This is a genomic window from Streptomyces sp. NPDC096132 (genome assembly GCF_044763345.1).
Classification (GTDB): domain Bacteria; phylum Actinomycetota; class Actinomycetes; order Streptomycetales; family Streptomycetaceae; genus Streptomyces.
Genome location: NZ_JBIWGA010000020.1, coordinates 1 through 14,048 on the forward strand (window position 1 = coordinate 1; position 14,048 = coordinate 14,048).

The window sequence follows — 14,048 nt, forward strand, 5'->3', positions numbered from 1 at the left end:
CCGCCACCGTGTTTTGGGGGGTGTTTTTGGCGCGCGGGCCCCCCCGGGGGCGGGGCGCGCGCGGCCGGGGGGGGGGGGGGGGGCGGGGTGAGCGCCCGTCGGCCGGCCGGAGGCGGGGAATGTCACGTGGTCGCGCAGGTGGTGCCGTTGAGCGTGAAGGCGGTCGGTGCGGTGTTGGTGGCACCCTTGCTGCCGAGGAAGCCGACGGTGACCGAGCCGCCGGCGGGGATGGTGGAGGTGTACGACGCGGGGGCGACGCTGACCGTGCCGCCGCTCTGGGTGGGGGTCCCGCCCCACATGTTGGTCACGGTCTGCCCGTCGGCGAAGGTGAAGACGAGCTTCCAGCCGTTGATCGCGGCGGTGCCGGGGTTGCGGATCGCGATCTCGCCCTGGAAGCCGCCGGGCCATTCGCCCACGACGCGGTAGCCGACGGAACAGGGCGTGGCGGGTGCGCCGGTCGTGGTGACGGTGACCGTGCCCGAGCGGGCCGAACGGTTGCCGGCGGCGTCCCGGGCGTAGACCGCGAAGGTGTACGCCGTACTGGCGCTGAGGCCGGTCACGGTGACGCCGTTGGTGGTGGACGCGGCGACGGTGGTCTCGGTGCCGCCCGCGACGCGGACGACGTCGTACCCGGCGACGCCGACGTTGTCGGTCGCGGCGGTCCAGGTGAGGGCCGCGCTGGTGGCGGTCACACCGGAGGCGGTCGGGGTGCCGGGGGTGGTCGGCGCCTGGGTGTCGCCCGGGGTGCCGCCGTAGACCGTGGCCTCCTTCGCCGTCTGGGCGATGCCGTTGGCGCCGTTGAAGACGCGCTGGCCCCAGGAGCTGAGCCGCGTGGGGTCGAAGTCGGTCGCCAGGTCGAGGATCGGGTCGGTGTTGCCGCTCCAGGACCAGGCCAGATAGCCCAGGTCGAGCTGCTCGGCGGTGGCCATCATGGTGTCCTCGTCCGGGTCGCCCCACTGGTCGGCCGGACCGCCGAACTCGCCGATCAGGATGGGCAGTTTCGCGGTGACGAAGGCGTTGAGGTAGTCGGTGATCTCCGCCGCGGTGTCGAAGACGCTGTACATGTGGATCGAGAAGATCAGGTTGCCGGTGGTGTCGGCGGCGTAGACGGACTGGGCGTTGGCGCGCATCACGCCCTGCCAGTCCTGGCCCCAGTTGGGCGCGTCCACCATGATCGTGTGCTGGAAGCCGGCGGCGCGCAGCTTCTTGATCGCGGCGATGGTGGGATCGGTCCAGCCTTCGGGGTTCGTGTTGCCCCAGGGCTCGTTGCCGATGTTGATGACGACGTGGTTCTCCTGGCCGGCCAGGACGTCCTTGAGGCCGATCCAGTAGTCGGCGGCCTGGTCGAGGGTGCCGGCCGCGCTGTCCTCTCCGTAGCCGGTGGTGTCGTGCACCTCGAGGACGCAGATGAGGCGGTTGGCCTTGCACTGGGTGATGACGTTCGCCACGTCCGAGGCGCTGTTCGCGCTCCAGCGGTGGCCGTCGGCGAGGACGACGCGGACGGTGTTGGCGCCCAACGCCTTGATGTCGGCCAGCGACTGGAGCTCGCCGGGGTACCAGGTGTGGGCGTGATTGACGCCACGCATGACGAAATCGTTCCCGTTGGCTTCGAGCAACCGGCCGTTGGCGATGTGGAGGCCGGTGGCGGCGAGGTCGTCGGAGCGGGCCTGGGCGGGGGCCGGGGCGAGGACGCCGAGGGCGACCAGGCCGAGGAGGATCGCCAGCCTGGTCAGCAGGGTGGGCAGGGGGCTCTTTCGCGGCGGGCTGCCGGTCGTGCTTCTTGTCGTTCTCACTGCGACTCCAGGAGTGAGGCCAAGAAGGCAGGGGGGATGTTCCGGAGTGTGGGAGCGCTCCCATCAAGCCACTGTGCCAAGTACACGTCAAGAGACCGCGCAGTGCTCCGCTACCGTTTCCGAAGAACCCCGCAACCCCTCTCCCCCCTGCACCCCGCCTCCCGCACCCGCCCGGACGGTCCCCAGTGCTCGCAGACCTCGCCCCGCTCATCGCCGCGACCACCCAGTGGTTGATCCGCGCCTATCCCGCGTCCGGCGGCGCCCTCGCCGCCGCCCTCTGTGAGGCACAGGCCCGCCAGGCGGTCACGGTCGCGGCATGGCTGCGCTATCCGACGGCGACGGACGCGGCGCTGGTCGGGATGGCCGGGCCCGGCGGCTCGGCCGCGCTGGACTGGATGAGCGGCGCCGAGGAGGACCCGGACGACGCCGCCTGGCGCAGCTGGGTCGACGAGGTCGTGGCGAGCTGGGCGGCCGGCCTGCTCGCCGATCCCGACCTGGCCGCACGGGCGGTGGCCGGCCTCACCGGGGGCACCCACACGAGCGGTGCGCCGGTGGAGTTCCGACGTCTGACCACTCCCGACGACCACGACCGCCGAGCGGCGGCCCTCCTGCGCCACCCCGACCTGGTCGCCCCCGTGGCGGCCCTCCACCACGACCGCCTCCTGGACCGGCTGGGGCGGGACGAGGAGCTGGCCGCCTGAGGGGTAGGGGCTTGGTGCGGGGGCCTGAGCGCTGAGCGCCTGAGGGCCGAGGCGCCAGTCGTACGAGGGGCAGGGCAGGTGTCGGGGCTGCTGGGCCGTGGGCCCGCCTGATCGTCAGGGCCGTTCACCGTCAGGGGTGCTCGACTGTCGGGCGGGCTGGGCCTGCTGTCGTCACGCCTGGCAGCCGGTGGGGCCCCTGACAGAGGAGCGCGTGGACGATCTCCCGCATCTCGTACCGGCCCGCCTTCCACGCGGCGATCACCGGCTCGATCAGCGCCCGGCTCGCGCTCGCTCCAGGTGACGCCAAGGCAGTCGTCATCCGACAACACTCGCCCGATTCCCGAGCCGGCTCGACGTATTCCGATATAGGAATATGATGGCTGCCATGGCACGAGCAGCGACGACGTCGGACGCGTTCAACGCGATAGCCGAGCCGCAGCGCCGGGACATCCTGGCGCTGCTGCGGGCGGGCGAGCGGCCGGTGACCGACCTGGCGCAGGAGCTGGGGATGAGCCAGCCGCAGGCGTCCAAGCACCTGCGGGTGCTGCGGGAGGTGGGGCTGGTGCGGGTCCGCGGGGTGGGCAAGCAGCGCCTCTACGGCCTGGACGCCCGCGGGCTGCGGCCGGTCCACGAGTGGGTCGGCGGTTTCGAGCGGTTCTGGAACGAGAGTTTCGACCGGCTGGACACCTACGTGCAGGACCTCAGGCAGTCACGGCAGGAGGAATGACCGATGGCAGGGGCAAGGCGAGAAACGCGGGCGGAGCAGGCGACGGCCGACCGGGAGATCGTGATCTCCCGGGTCATCGACGCCCCGCGGGAGCTGGTGTTCGAGGCGTTCACCGAGGTCCGGCACCTGTCGAGGTGGTGGGGTCCGGAGGGGTTCACCACCACCACGCGGTCCTTCGAGTTCCGCGAGGGCGGGGAGTGGGAGTTCGTGCTGCACGGGCCGGACGGGACGGACTACTCCGAGTGGATCCGCTGGCTGCGGATCGCCCCGCCGGAGCGGATCGAGTTGCTGCACGGTGAGTCCCGCGACGACCCGAACGCCTTCGAGTCGGTCCTGACGTTCACGCCGGACGGCGCGGCGACGCGGATCGTGATGCGCACGGTGTTCCCCACCAAGGAACTGCGCGACGAGGCGGTCGAGAAGTACCACGCGATCGAGGGCGGCCGGCAGACCCTGAGCAGCCTGGCGGACTACGTGACCGACCTCGCGCGGAAGGGGGCGCAGGACTGATGGCCGGGAAGGTGTTCTTCAGCGTGACGATGTCGCTGGACGGCTACGTCGCGCCCGAGTCCCCGCCCGTCGACGGCTTCTTGGCGCCCGACAAGCAGAACCACCCGGACGTTCGGCGCTGGATGGCGCAGTGGGCGGAGCTGCAGCAGTGGGTGTTCCCGCTGCGGTTCTTCCGGGAGAACCTGAAGCTGGGCGAGGGCGGCGAGGAGGGCCGCGACAACGACATCGCGCGGGAGACGTTCGAGCGCACCGGCGCGAGTGTCATGGGCAAGCGCATGTTCGACCTCGGCGAGCAGTCATGGCCCGAGGAGGCCCCCTTCCACACCCCGGTCTTCGTCGTGACGCACACCGAGCGAGACCCGTGGGAGCGGCCCGGCGGCACCACGTTCCACTTCGTCGACGGCATCGAGCACGCCCTCACCCAGGCCCGCGAGGCCGCCGGCGACCGCGATGTCCGCATCGCCGGCGGCGGCGCGACGATCCTGGAGTACCTGAACGCCGGCCTGGTCGACGAGTTCTCGATCGCGCTGTCACCGGTGCTCTTCGGCGCCGGCACCCGCCTGTTCGACGGCGTGGACGCGTCCAGGATCGCACTGGAGCCGGTCCGTTCGGAGCCGTCGTCGCGGGTGACGCACCTGACCTACGCCGCGCACCCACGGTAGCCGCGCCACCACTCCCCATCGGGCCCGCTCGGCCGTCACGCCCGCTTGCCGCGGCCGGACAGGGCGTCGCGCAGGCGGTCGACCATGCCGACGCCCGGTGACAGCATCTTGTTGGCCGGGGGCTTGTCCGGGGCGGCCGGGTGGGGCCGGGTCGGCGCCGTCTTCTTCGCCATCCGGACCTTGTCCCCCAGGCTGTCCAGGGCTTCCGCCGGACACGAGGCACGCAGCCGGGGGAAGAGGTTCTGCTCCTCGTCGGCCACATGCTCGCGGATCTCCCGCATCAGCATCTCCACGAGCCGGTCGAAGTCCTCGTCGTCCGCCGCGCGGCCCTCCAGAACCTTCATGATCCGCTCGGCCTCTGCGTGATCCTTCAGTTCCTTGTCGGCCAGCGCGTCACCGCCGGTGACGTGCTCGCGCACCGCCGGGTAGAGATAGGCCTCCTCGGCCACCGAGTGCCGGACCAGCTCCATCGTGGCCTGGTCCGCGTACAGCTTTCGGTCCTTGTGCCCCGAGGGCAGCCGCTCGATCTTCCCGAAGAACTCCTCGACCTCGCGGTGATCGGTCACCAGCTCGTCGATGACGTTTCCACCATGACCCATGTCGTCCACCTCCAGCCGGACCCGGCGGCTCCCGGACGGACCCGCCACGCCCCGGGTGCCCCGGCCGCCGCCCCTTGAACTTCGGCCCGGCCCGCTCCCGGGAGTCCCGGACACGGGCCGGGGAACCGGCGGCGCCGGGAGGCGTCTGACACAGCACGCCGTTGATGACCTGCCGGTGGTTCCGCCACGGCCGTCCCCGCCCGTCGACTCTCGGCAGCAAGGGCGCTCTCCGCTCCCACGCCGTTTCCGTCAGCTCGCCCCGGCGGACGGCAGGATCCATGCTCGGACACGTCCTCGTCCGCCCGGCGGGCCATGCGTGTGGTCACCGGTCCGTGCGGGCCTACGCGCCGTGTCGTGCGGATACGGGCGCGGGTGTGGCGGCCCGGGTGCCGGGGGCGGTGGGTTCGGGCAGGGCGCGGAAGAGGAGCCAGCTCAGAGCGGGCATGGCGATCAGGGGGGTGAGGGCGGTCTGGAGAGTGGTGGAGTCGGCGAGGTGCCCCAGCAGGGGACTGATGAGGCCGCCGATGCTGACGGTGAGGCCGAGGGTGACGCCGCTGGCGGTGCCGATGCGGGAAGGCAGGTAGTCCTGGCCAAGGGTGACCTGGAGGGAGAAGGGGACGTACAGGCCGGCGGAGGTGAGGGCCACGAAGAGGAACATGGCCGGGCCTGGTGCGTAGATCACTCCGGTGACGGCGGCGATGGAGAGCAGGTAGGACCAGCGCGAGACGCGAACGCGGTCGTAGCGGTTGGCCAGGGATCCGCCCAGGACCGAGCCGACGGCGCCGCCCAGGAACAGCAGGAACAGGGCGACGGTCCCTGCGGTGGTGCTGCCTTGCATGCGCTGCTGGGCGTAGAGGGACATGAAGGTGCTCAGGCCGGTGAACACGATGGAGCGGAAGACGACCGCCAGGGACAGCCTCACGAACGAGGCCACATCGTCCGCGCCGCGGGGCACCTGCGTCTTGGCCGTGCCGGCCTGCGGCCGGGCGAGCATCCGCAGGACGGGCACGCACAGGGCGGCGCCGGCGAGGGCGGGCAGGACGAGGACGGGTGTCCACTGCAGGGAGCCGTGTCCGATCGCGGCCGACACCATGAGTGGGGCGAGCGCGAAGCCGATGTTGCCACCGAGGGAGAACAAGCCCATCGCGCTGTGACTGCCTTCGCTGGCCAGCCGGGCCACACGGGCCGACTCCGGGTGGTAGGCGGCCACGCCGATGCCGGAGACGGCGACGAAGAGCAGGGTGAGCCCGTAGGAGCCGCTCAGGCCGCTGAGCGCGATGCCCACCCCGCCCAGCAGCGTGCTGACTGGCAGCAACCACGGCATCGCCCACCGGTCGGTGAGCACCCCGAACAGCGGCTGGGCCACCGACGACAGCAGGGACGCGGCCAGCACGATGCCGGAGGCGACCGCGTAGGTGTAGTCCCGTTCGGCCACGAAGAACGGGATCAGCGCCGCGACGGCGCCCTGGTAGATGTCGACGCAGGCGTGCCCCACGGCCAGCAGGGAGATCGATGTATTCCTTCGCACCCCTCCCATGCTGGGAGAAGCACCCGGTGTCGCGCTTTCGATAGATTGACAGGTGATGCAGAAAATCCGCCACACCCCTGTCGCGCCGACCCGGACCCAGCGCCTGGCCTCCGGCGGCGAGATCGACGCGCACCGCCACGACGACCACCAGATCGCCTACGCCAGCCGCGGCACCATCGCGGTGACCACCGACGCCGGCTCCTGGATCGCCCCCGCCACCCGCGCGCTCTGGATCCCCGCCGGCACCGTCCACCAGCATCAGGCACACGGCGAACTCGACCTCCACCTTGTCGGCCTGCCCACCACCGACAACCCTCTCGGCCTGGACGAACCGGCAGTCCTTACCGTCAGCCCCCTCCTGCGCGAACTCATCGTCGCCTACACCCGCGACCCCGACAACGACAGCCCACCCCACCACCGCCTGCGCGCCGTCATGCTCGACCAGCTCACCATCTCCCCCGAACAGCCCCTGCACCTGCCGGCCCCCACCGACCCCCTGCTCCGCGAACTGCACGACATCCTGCGCACCGACCCGGCCGACAACCGCTCCCTCGACGACCTCGGGCGCCAGATCGGCGCCAGCGCCCGCACCCTCTCCCGCCGCCTCCGCGACGACCTCGGCCTCACCTACCCCCAGTGGCGCACCCAGATCAGGCTCCACCACGCCCTGATCCTTCTGGCCGACGACACCCCCGTCACCACCGTCGCCCACCACTGCGGCTGGTCCTCCGCCAGCACCTTCATCAACGTCTTCCGCCGCACCTTCGGCCACACCCCCGGCACCCGCCCCACCACCTGACACAGGACCCAGCCAGCGCTCGAGCCATCAAAGGTCCCCCCTCTGGGGGGCGCGTGCCAGGGCCCGCGACCCCGGCAAGATCCACAAGACACCCCCTGGGCCTCGGTGATCACAGGTCACGGAAGTGTTTGAAACCCTGAGCACACGCGGCGACTGGGCTAGCCTCGTTCTCCCCACCCCAGAACGAACTGGCGTACGGCGAACATCACTTCGGGAGTTCCGTGACTGACCAGCGGCCGATCCCACCGAGTGCCCCGGCCGACGAGGCCGCCGCGCTGCGGCAGACCGGCGCCGCACCCCTGCGGGTGGGCGATCCGGACCGTGTCGGTCCCTATGTGCCGCTGGCGCTGCTCGGCAGCGGCGGGATGGGACGGGTCTATCTGGCCCGGGCGGCCGACGACGCCCCGGGGCTGTTCGCGGTGAAGGTGATCCGGCCGGAGTACGCCGAGGACGTCCGCTTCCAGCGCCGTTTCGAGCGCGAGGCGGCCGTGCACGCGCGGCTCGGCCCGCCGTACGCGCCCCGGCTGTGCGGTACGGGGTTCGAGGACGAGTTGCTGTGGATGGCCACCGAGTACGTCCCCGGGCTCGACCTGACGGACGCCGTACGCGGGGACGGCGCCCTGCCCACGGTCACCGTGTGGCGGCTGGCGGCGGACCTGGGGCGGGCGCTCGCCGCCCTGTCCGCCGCGGAGGTCGTGCACCGGGATCTGAAGCCGTCCAACGTCCTGCTGTCCGTCCAGGGCACGCATCTGATCGACTTCGGGATCTCCAAGGCCGCGGACGCGAGTGCGCTCACCGGCACCGGAAACCGGGTGGGCACCCCGGCCTACATGTCGCCGGAGTACCTCAGGACGGGCCACTGCGACAGCGCGTCGGACGTGTTCTCGCTGGCCGGGACCCTGGTCTACGCGGCGACCGGGCGCGCCCCGTTCGGCGACGGCACCGGGGTCGACGTGATGCACCGGGTGGCGTTCGAGGAACCCGATCCCCAGGTGACCGCCGCCGTCTCCGCGGCCGACCCGGAGCTCGCCGCGCTGCTGGCGCAATGTCTGGCCAAGGAGCCCGACCGGCGGCCCACCGCGGCGGACCTGATCGAACTCGCCGGGGCACGGGCCGGAGCGTCCGACTGGCCCGAGCCGCTCCACGCCGAGGTGGTGGCCCGGCAGCGGGCGTACGAGACGCTGCACCGGATCCCCGTGGAGCGGGCGGCCCGGCTGCGCCCCTCGGTGCGCCGCGCCCCGGCCTCCCCGACACCCCCGCCCGCGCCGGTGAGCCGCCCCGCACCCCCGGGCGTCGCCGCCCCGCCCGCTCAGGCCGGTCCCGAAGCCGCGTCGTGGGACGAGGCACCCGTGCCCGCGTCGGCCCACGCATCACAGTCTCCGCTCGCCTCCGCGTCGGCCCACGCATCGGCCTCCGCGTCCGCCTCCGCATCCCCTGAGGCAGCGTCAGAAGCGTTATCCCCCAAGGGATCCCGGCATTGGACCCGCCGGAAGGGTGTCCTGGTCGTCGCGGCGGGTGCCGCCGTCTGCGCGGTCACCGCGGGTGTGCTCGTGCTCGTCCGCCCGGACGGTCCGGCAACCGCCGCCCCTCCGGGGGACGTTGTGACGGCGACCGACAGCGTGTCCGGTGACCTGCCCGGCAACGCCGCCCTGCCGGGAACACCCGGCGTGGCGGACAAGGCCTCCGCGGCGGGCTCGGCCAACGGGCGCGCCGACGTCGACGACGGCAGCGGCTCCGCCGAGCCCGGTGCACCCGGAGCCTCCGGTTCGACAAGCACCGGGAGCGAACCCGGCGCCCCCGCCACGGCGAGCGCCGGCACCGGCACGTCCGCCGATCCCAGCACTGCCCCCACCACCCCCTCGGCCGAGCCCGCCGACCAGCCCTGGAACACCGACTGCACCTACTACAACGGCAACGGACTCACCCGCCAAGGGGACAGCGGCAAGAAGGTGTTGCAGGTGCAGTGCATGCTGACGAAACGCGGGTACGGCGTGGGAAGCGCCGGCGTGAACGGTGAGTTCGGGCCCGACACGGAGAGCGCGGTGCGTGCCTTCCAGGGCGACGAGGGCCTGTCGGCCGACGGTGTCGTGGCCCACGACACCTGGGTCGCGCTGCGCGCCGAGGACTGACCTCCGATTGGCACAGGTCACCCGGAAAGGTAACAATTAAGGAGAAATCTCTCTGCCCGACAGCTGGTGCCGGTGACGGCCCTGCAGGCCAACGGGACTGTCTGCCAGGGCAGTTGTTCACCGGGGATGGCAAGAGGGTCGAGGGGGCTCACCCATGACTACGGAACTCCTCAGCGAGCGCGCATCGGACTACCGGTCCCAGCTGACGAAGGCCGCCCGGCGCTACGCGGAGCGGACCGGGCGGCGCGAACGGAACAAGGCGGTGCTCGCGGCGAACGGTGTGCTGTACGCCGACGACCCCGAGCGCGTCGAGAAGCGGCTGGCCCGGCTGGGCGCCGACTGGTCGCTGGCCCGGGCGATCGAGCGGACGCCATCGGATCCCGCCGCCTCGGCGGGGAGCACCCTGCTGCTGCCGCCGGACAGCTTCGGCAGCGAGGTGCTGGGCCTGGAACGGCTCCTCGGGCGCAACAACCTCACCCCGGTCGCGTTCCTGGAGGAGGGTGCCCTGGCCGCCCGCCCGGTCGGCCGGATCACCATCAGCGGGCCCGGTGGCGGCCACGGCACCGGCTTCCTGGTCTCCCCCGCCCTGCTGCTGACCAATCACCACGTCCTGGGCTCCCCGGAGGAGGCGGCGCGCGGCGAGGTCGCGTTCGCCTTCCAGGACGGGATCGGCGGCGCTCCGCTCGTGCCGGCGGTCTTCCGGCTGGAGCCGCAGCGGTTCTTCGTCACCGACCCGGAACTGGACTTCAGCCTCGTCGCGGTCGCCGAGCGCGGCACGCGGGGCGAGGTCCTGTCGTCGTTCGGGCGGCTGACGCTCAGCGAGGCGCAGGGCAAGGTCGTCATCGGGGAGTTCGTCAACATCGTCCAGCATCCCCGCGGCGAGCCCAAACAGCTCGCGCTGCGCGACAACCAGGTCGTGGACGTCCTGGACGACTTCCTGCACTACGAGTCCGACACCCGACCGGGGTCCTCGGGTTCGCCGGTCTTCAACGACCAGTGGGAGGTCGTGGCGCTGCACCACTCGGCCGTCCCCGAGACCGACGAGCAGGGCCGGCCGCTGAGCGTCGACGGCACGGTCTGGCGGCCCGAGGCGGGTGAGGAGCGGCTGGCGTGGAAGGCCAACGAGGGGGTGCGGATCAGCCGGGTGCTGGGCGCCCTGCACACGATGACCCCGGCAGGCGAGGCCGCCCGGCTGCGGGACGAGGTGTTCACCGCGGGGCCCGCGGTGTCGCCGGTGCGGGCGGCTCCGGCGCCGGGTGAGAGCGCACCGGCGCCCACGGCCTCCGCCGACGGGACCGCCGGGGCCGACGGAACACGGGCGGCGTACGTCACCGACGGCACCGCACAGATCACCGTCCCGCTCTGGATCACGATCGGGCTCGGCCCGTCGGGGTACCCGGTGGCCGGTGTCACCGGGGCGCAGCCCGTCCCCGGGACGCCCTCGGCACCCACGCCCACCGGGCCCCCACCCGCACCGCCCACCGCCCCGCCGCCGGTCCCCACGGCGGGACCGACCGGCTCGGCCCCGCCGGTGACGGCCCCGGCCGACGGGACCGAAGCGGCCTCGGCCGTCGAGAAGGACGTGACCGCCGCCCTGGTCAACCTCCGCCTCGCCCAGGACCGTCCGTACTACGACCCGACCGCCGACCGGGCCGCCCGCGACGCCTACTACGCCGACATCGGCGACACCGGCGGCGACGCGCTGCGCCACGCGCTCACCGACCTGCTGGAGCGGACGCACGCGCCGCGGCCCCGGTACAAGCCGATCCGCCTGGTGTATCCGTGGGTCGACCTGCACGAGGACGGCCGGCTGCACAGCATCTACTCCGGCAGGGACTTCCCGCCGGAGGAGTTCATACGGGCCGACGCCGCCGTCGCGAGGACCCGGCTGGCGCGGGTCAGGGAACTCCTGCTGCGCGAGAGCACGGCGGGCCCGGCCGAGTTCGGGGCCGAGTTCGACGCCCTGGAGGACTCGATGCCGTTCAACTGCGAACACGTCGTGCCGCAGTCGTGGTTCGCCAAGCTGGAGCCCATGCGGGGCGATCTGCACCACCTGTTCGCGTGCGAGACCGGCTGCAACAGCTTCCGCGGCAACTTCCCCTACGTCGACTTCCCCGGCTTCCGGGAAGCGGTTCGCGACGCCTGTGGGATGCGCGAGGAGGAGGGGTTCGAGCCGGAACGGGGCAAGGGGCCGGTCGCCCGGGCCACCCTGTACTTCCTGCTGCGCTACCCGGGGCTGGTCGGCGACGCGCCGGGAGAGTTCCCCGAGGCGCGCCTGCCCACCCTGCTGACCTGGCACGACAACGAACCGGTGAGCGAGTACGAGCTGCACCGCAACGCCGCCGCCGCGGAGATCCAGGGGAATCGCAACCCGCTCGTCGACCACCCGGACTGGGCCCACCGGATCGACTTCTCCGGGGTGTGGCGCCGGTGAGCGCGAGGACCGCGGGAATCAGCCGCGCGTCCCCGTCCCTGTCCCTGTCCCTGTCCCCGTCTCCGTCCCCGTCGCGAGCAGCCCGTTGACGACGATCCCCGCCAGCGTCTCCGCCGTGGCCGTGAGCTGTTCCGGAGAGGCGGCCTCGGGTCGGCCCAGGCGCCGTGCCAGCGGCAGTTCCACCATGCCCGCGACCGGAGGGATGACGGCGAAGAACAGCACGTCCATCGGGACGGGTCCCATCCGCCCGGAGGCCACCAGCCGGTCGATACTGGGCGCCAGGAGCCGCAGGGTCGGCTCGATGAACCGCTCGTAGAGGTAGTCCAGCCGCTCGGTCTCCTGGTTGAGCTCGTTGAGGAGGAGCCGTCCCACGAGCGGTTCGTCCACCGCGGTCCGGTAGAAGCCCGAGATGATCCGCAGCAGCCGCTCGGCGTCGTCGACCGAGGGGTCCACCTCGGGCAGCCGGGCCAGTTGCGCCCCCAGGGCGGCGTCCACCACCGAGCGCCAGAACGCGGCCTTCGACCCGTACCGGTCGTTGATGAAGTTGTGGCTGACGCCCAGACGGCGGGCCAGTTCGCGCGCGGACGCCCGGTCGTAGCCCAGCTCGGCGAAGGCCTCGAGCCCACGCCGCAGGATGCTCGCCTCCTCCGGCACCGCGGGAGTGTCCGCTCCCGGGCGCCCCGGCCGTCGCGCGGATTCGGCTCGTGCTCCCACGCCTGCCTCCATGACTCCTTGTTGATCGTCCCGCGACCATCTTAGGGAGTCCCGGAGGCTTCGCTTGACGCTTGTCAGGTTGGCGGCGGAGGGCCGGACGGAGATCAGTCGAGCCTCGTACGGAGATCAGTCACGCCTGGTCGGGGAGTCAGTCAGTCTCGCGTCGCCGCCGGGGACCCCGCGCGCCCCACGCCCCTGGTGCGGACCGACAGCAGCGCGGCGCCCAGGTCCGCCGCCGTGCGCGGGTCGGAGAGGGAGCGGCCGGTCAGCTCCTCCACGCGGCGCAATCGGTAGCGGACGGTGTTGGGGTGGACGAAGAGGGTCCGGGCCGTGTCCGCGGCGGAGCCGGCGGCGGCGAACCAGTGTTCCAGGGTGGTCAGGAGGCGGGCCCGCTCGACCGCGGGAAGGACGAGCAGTGGCGCGAGGACCACCTCCGTCAGGTGCGCCGCCTCGGCCGGCGCGGCGGCCACGAGCATGGCGAGGGGATTGTCGTCGAACCGTGCGACGCCGGGCCCGGCACCCGGCAGACCGGCCAGGGCCAGCCGTGCGAAGCGCAGGGCTTGCGGGGCGTCCCGCAGCGAGTCGAAGCCCGGGCTGACGCCGACCCGGGCGTGGGCGCGGCGCAGGGTGCGCAGGCAGGTCTGTTCGGCCGCCGGCCCGGGCAGGGCGACCACACCGATCTGCTGGTCGGGCAACAGCCGCCAGGCGGAGGGCAGTTGCGCCTGACGCAGGGCCGCCTCGATGCCCGCGAGGGGCTCCTCGCCGGGGGCGCCCGCCGCCGCCGCGACGACCGCGAAGGGGCCCTGCTCCGGAAGGCCCAGCTCACAGGCGGCCTCCCACAGTGTGGTGCGGTCGGAGATGACGCCGGTGAACAGTGCCTCCACCAGCGCCGAGCGCCGCGACTCGCGCTGCAGGGTCAGCTCGGCGGCGGTCTCCCGGTGGGCCGCCGCCACGGCCTCCGCGTAACGGCCGAACAACGCCCAGATCTCCGCCGACTGGGACACCAGCTGGGCGTCGGACACCTCCGGATGGGTGCGGGACTCCTCGATGATCTCCGACCACAGCAGTTCGAAGCCGATCCGGTACGCGTGCAGGGTGTCGGCCAGCGGCATGCCCTGTTCGGCGCGGATACGGCCGGTCTCGCGGGCCGGACTCGGCTCGGGGGCGCCGGCGCTGTGGAAGTGGCTGAGGACGAGGTCGGCGTTTGCGGTGCAGGAGCGGCGCAACGAGTCGAACGGGATCAGCGACTCGTCCTGGTACGCCTCGACGTCGGAACGGATGCGCTGCGCCATCCGCTCGCCCAGTTCCGGCAGCCGCGCATGCAGTGCCGACGCCACACCCGAGAGATCCATTGCCGCAGCTTAGACACACCTTCTTGTTCGCGGGAACAAGATGTGCGCTGAGACACTGTCCCGCTGCCCATAGGCCGTCGCCGGATACGCCAGCACCATG

At 72.4% G+C, this 14,048-nt stretch carries 13 protein-coding genes and 1 pseudogene; 7 read left to right on the forward strand and 7 right to left on the reverse strand.

Features of this window, described 5'->3' with window-relative positions; translation table 11 throughout:
* Positions 1-122: 122 nt before the first annotated feature.
* The gene (locus ACIRF9_RS36545) at positions 123-1,793 is read right to left on the reverse strand and encodes a cellulase family glycosylhydrolase (RefSeq protein WP_403831300.1); all 1,671 of its coding nucleotides are present in this window, start codon (positions 1,791-1,793) and stop codon (positions 123-125) included.
* 185 nt (positions 1,794-1,978) lie between these two features.
* Between ACIRF9_RS36545 and ACIRF9_RS36550 the strand changes: the two genes are divergently transcribed.
* Positions 1,979-2,494 carry a hypothetical protein gene (locus tag ACIRF9_RS36550; protein ID WP_403831302.1) on the forward strand — a complete coding sequence of 172 codons (516 nt, stop codon included), beginning with the start codon at positions 1,979-1,981 and terminating at the stop codon, positions 2,492-2,494.
* Between the two features lie 130 nt (positions 2,495-2,624).
* Here ACIRF9_RS36550 and ACIRF9_RS36555 read toward each other — a convergent pair whose 3' ends face one another.
* A complete protein-coding gene (locus tag ACIRF9_RS36555) occupies positions 2,625-2,813 on the reverse strand; it encodes a hypothetical protein (RefSeq protein WP_403831304.1) in 189 nt (62 codons plus the stop codon).
* Between the two features lie 66 nt (positions 2,814-2,879).
* Between ACIRF9_RS36555 and ACIRF9_RS36560 the strand changes: the two genes are divergently transcribed.
* The 3 genes from ACIRF9_RS36560 to ACIRF9_RS36570 are packed head-to-tail and all read left to right on the forward strand — an operon-like array spanning position 2,880 to position 4,393.
* Positions 2,880-3,221 carry an ArsR/SmtB family transcription factor gene (locus ACIRF9_RS36560; RefSeq protein ID WP_403831307.1) on the forward strand — a complete coding sequence of 114 codons (342 nt, stop codon included), beginning with the start codon at positions 2,880-2,882 and terminating at the stop codon, positions 3,219-3,221.
* Positions 3,222-3,224: 3 nt separating this feature from the next.
* Complete coding sequence (locus ACIRF9_RS36565; protein ID WP_403831310.1) at positions 3,225-3,731, forward strand: SRPBCC family protein; 507 nt, start codon at positions 3,225-3,227, stop codon at positions 3,729-3,731.
* Positions 3,731-4,393 (forward strand): dihydrofolate reductase family protein, encoded by a 663-nt coding sequence (locus ACIRF9_RS36570; RefSeq protein WP_403831313.1) that lies wholly within the window; start codon positions 3,731-3,733, stop codon positions 4,391-4,393. The genes ACIRF9_RS36565 and ACIRF9_RS36570 overlap by 1 nt, the downstream gene beginning before the upstream one ends.
* Before the next feature lie 35 nt (positions 4,394-4,428).
* On the opposite strand, the gene ACIRF9_RS36575 is transcribed toward ACIRF9_RS36570, so the two are convergent.
* The 3 genes and pseudogenes from ACIRF9_RS36575 to ACIRF9_RS36585 form a co-directional block, all read right to left on the reverse strand.
* Positions 4,429-4,992 (reverse strand): hemerythrin domain-containing protein, encoded by a 564-nt coding sequence (locus ACIRF9_RS36575; RefSeq protein ID WP_403831316.1) that lies wholly within the window; start codon positions 4,990-4,992, stop codon positions 4,429-4,431.
* Between the two features lie 82 nt (positions 4,993-5,074).
* Positions 5,075-5,272, reverse strand: a pseudogene (locus ACIRF9_RS36580) (transposase); the annotation flags it as partial.
* 60 nt (positions 5,273-5,332) lie between these two features.
* The gene (locus ACIRF9_RS36585) at positions 5,333-6,520 is read right to left on the reverse strand and encodes an MFS transporter (RefSeq protein ID WP_403831319.1); all 1,188 of its coding nucleotides are present in this window, start codon (positions 6,518-6,520) and stop codon (positions 5,333-5,335) included.
* 55 nt (positions 6,521-6,575) lie between these two features.
* On the opposite strand from ACIRF9_RS36585, the gene ACIRF9_RS36590 reads away from it, so the two are divergent.
* The 3 genes from ACIRF9_RS36590 to ACIRF9_RS36600 all read left to right on the forward strand — a co-directional run bounded on the left by ACIRF9_RS36590 (position 6,576) and on the right by ACIRF9_RS36600 (position 11,882).
* On the forward strand, positions 6,576-7,319 hold the full coding sequence (locus tag ACIRF9_RS36590; RefSeq protein ID WP_403831322.1) for an AraC family transcriptional regulator: 744 nt from the start codon (positions 6,576-6,578) through the stop codon (positions 7,317-7,319).
* 221 nt (positions 7,320-7,540) lie between these two features.
* Positions 7,541-9,448: a protein kinase gene (locus tag ACIRF9_RS36595; RefSeq protein WP_403831324.1), complete on the forward strand. Its 1,908-nt coding sequence runs from the start codon at positions 7,541-7,543 to the stop codon at positions 9,446-9,448.
* Between the two features lie 154 nt (positions 9,449-9,602).
* Positions 9,603-11,882, forward strand: coding sequence for an endonuclease (locus ACIRF9_RS36600; RefSeq protein ID WP_403831326.1), 2,280 nt, complete (start codon positions 9,603-9,605; stop codon positions 11,880-11,882).
* Positions 11,883-11,900: 18 nt separating this feature from the next.
* On the opposite strand, the gene ACIRF9_RS36605 is transcribed toward ACIRF9_RS36600, so the two are convergent.
* The gene (locus ACIRF9_RS36605) at positions 11,901-12,536 is read right to left on the reverse strand and encodes a TetR/AcrR family transcriptional regulator (protein ID WP_403831328.1); all 636 of its coding nucleotides are present in this window, start codon (positions 12,534-12,536) and stop codon (positions 11,901-11,903) included.
* Between the two features lie 212 nt (positions 12,537-12,748).
* The gene (locus ACIRF9_RS36610; protein WP_403831331.1) at positions 12,749-13,948 is read right to left on the reverse strand and encodes a PucR family transcriptional regulator; all 1,200 of its coding nucleotides are present in this window, start codon (positions 13,946-13,948) and stop codon (positions 12,749-12,751) included.
* Positions 13,949-14,048: the final 100 nt, after the last annotated feature.

Excerpts from the sequence above, each read along its gene's own strand:
- ACIRF9_RS36555 (WP_403831304.1), bottom strand. The coding sequence starts at position 2,813 with ATGACGACTGCCTTGGCGTCACCTGGAGCGAGCGCGAGCCGGGCGCTG.
- ACIRF9_RS36560 (WP_403831307.1), top strand. The coding sequence starts at position 2,880 with ATGGCACGAGCAGCGACGACGTCGGACGCGTTCAACGCGATAGCCGAG.
- ACIRF9_RS36565 (WP_403831310.1), top strand. The coding sequence starts at position 3,225 with ATGGCAGGGGCAAGGCGAGAAACGCGGGCGGAGCAGGCGACGGCCGAC.
- ACIRF9_RS36570 (WP_403831313.1), top strand. The coding sequence starts at position 3,731 with ATGGCCGGGAAGGTGTTCTTCAGCGTGACGATGTCGCTGGACGGCTAC.
- ACIRF9_RS36575 (WP_403831316.1), bottom strand. The coding sequence starts at position 4,992 with ATGGGTCATGGTGGAAACGTCATCGACGAGCTGGTGACCGATCACCGC.
- ACIRF9_RS36590 (WP_403831322.1), top strand. The coding sequence starts at position 6,576 with ATGCAGAAAATCCGCCACACCCCTGTCGCGCCGACCCGGACCCAGCGC.
- ACIRF9_RS36600 (WP_403831326.1), top strand. The coding sequence starts at position 9,603 with ATGACTACGGAACTCCTCAGCGAGCGCGCATCGGACTACCGGTCCCAG.
- ACIRF9_RS36610 (WP_403831331.1), bottom strand. The coding sequence starts at position 13,948 with ATGGATCTCTCGGGTGTGGCGTCGGCACTGCATGCGCGGCTGCCGGAA.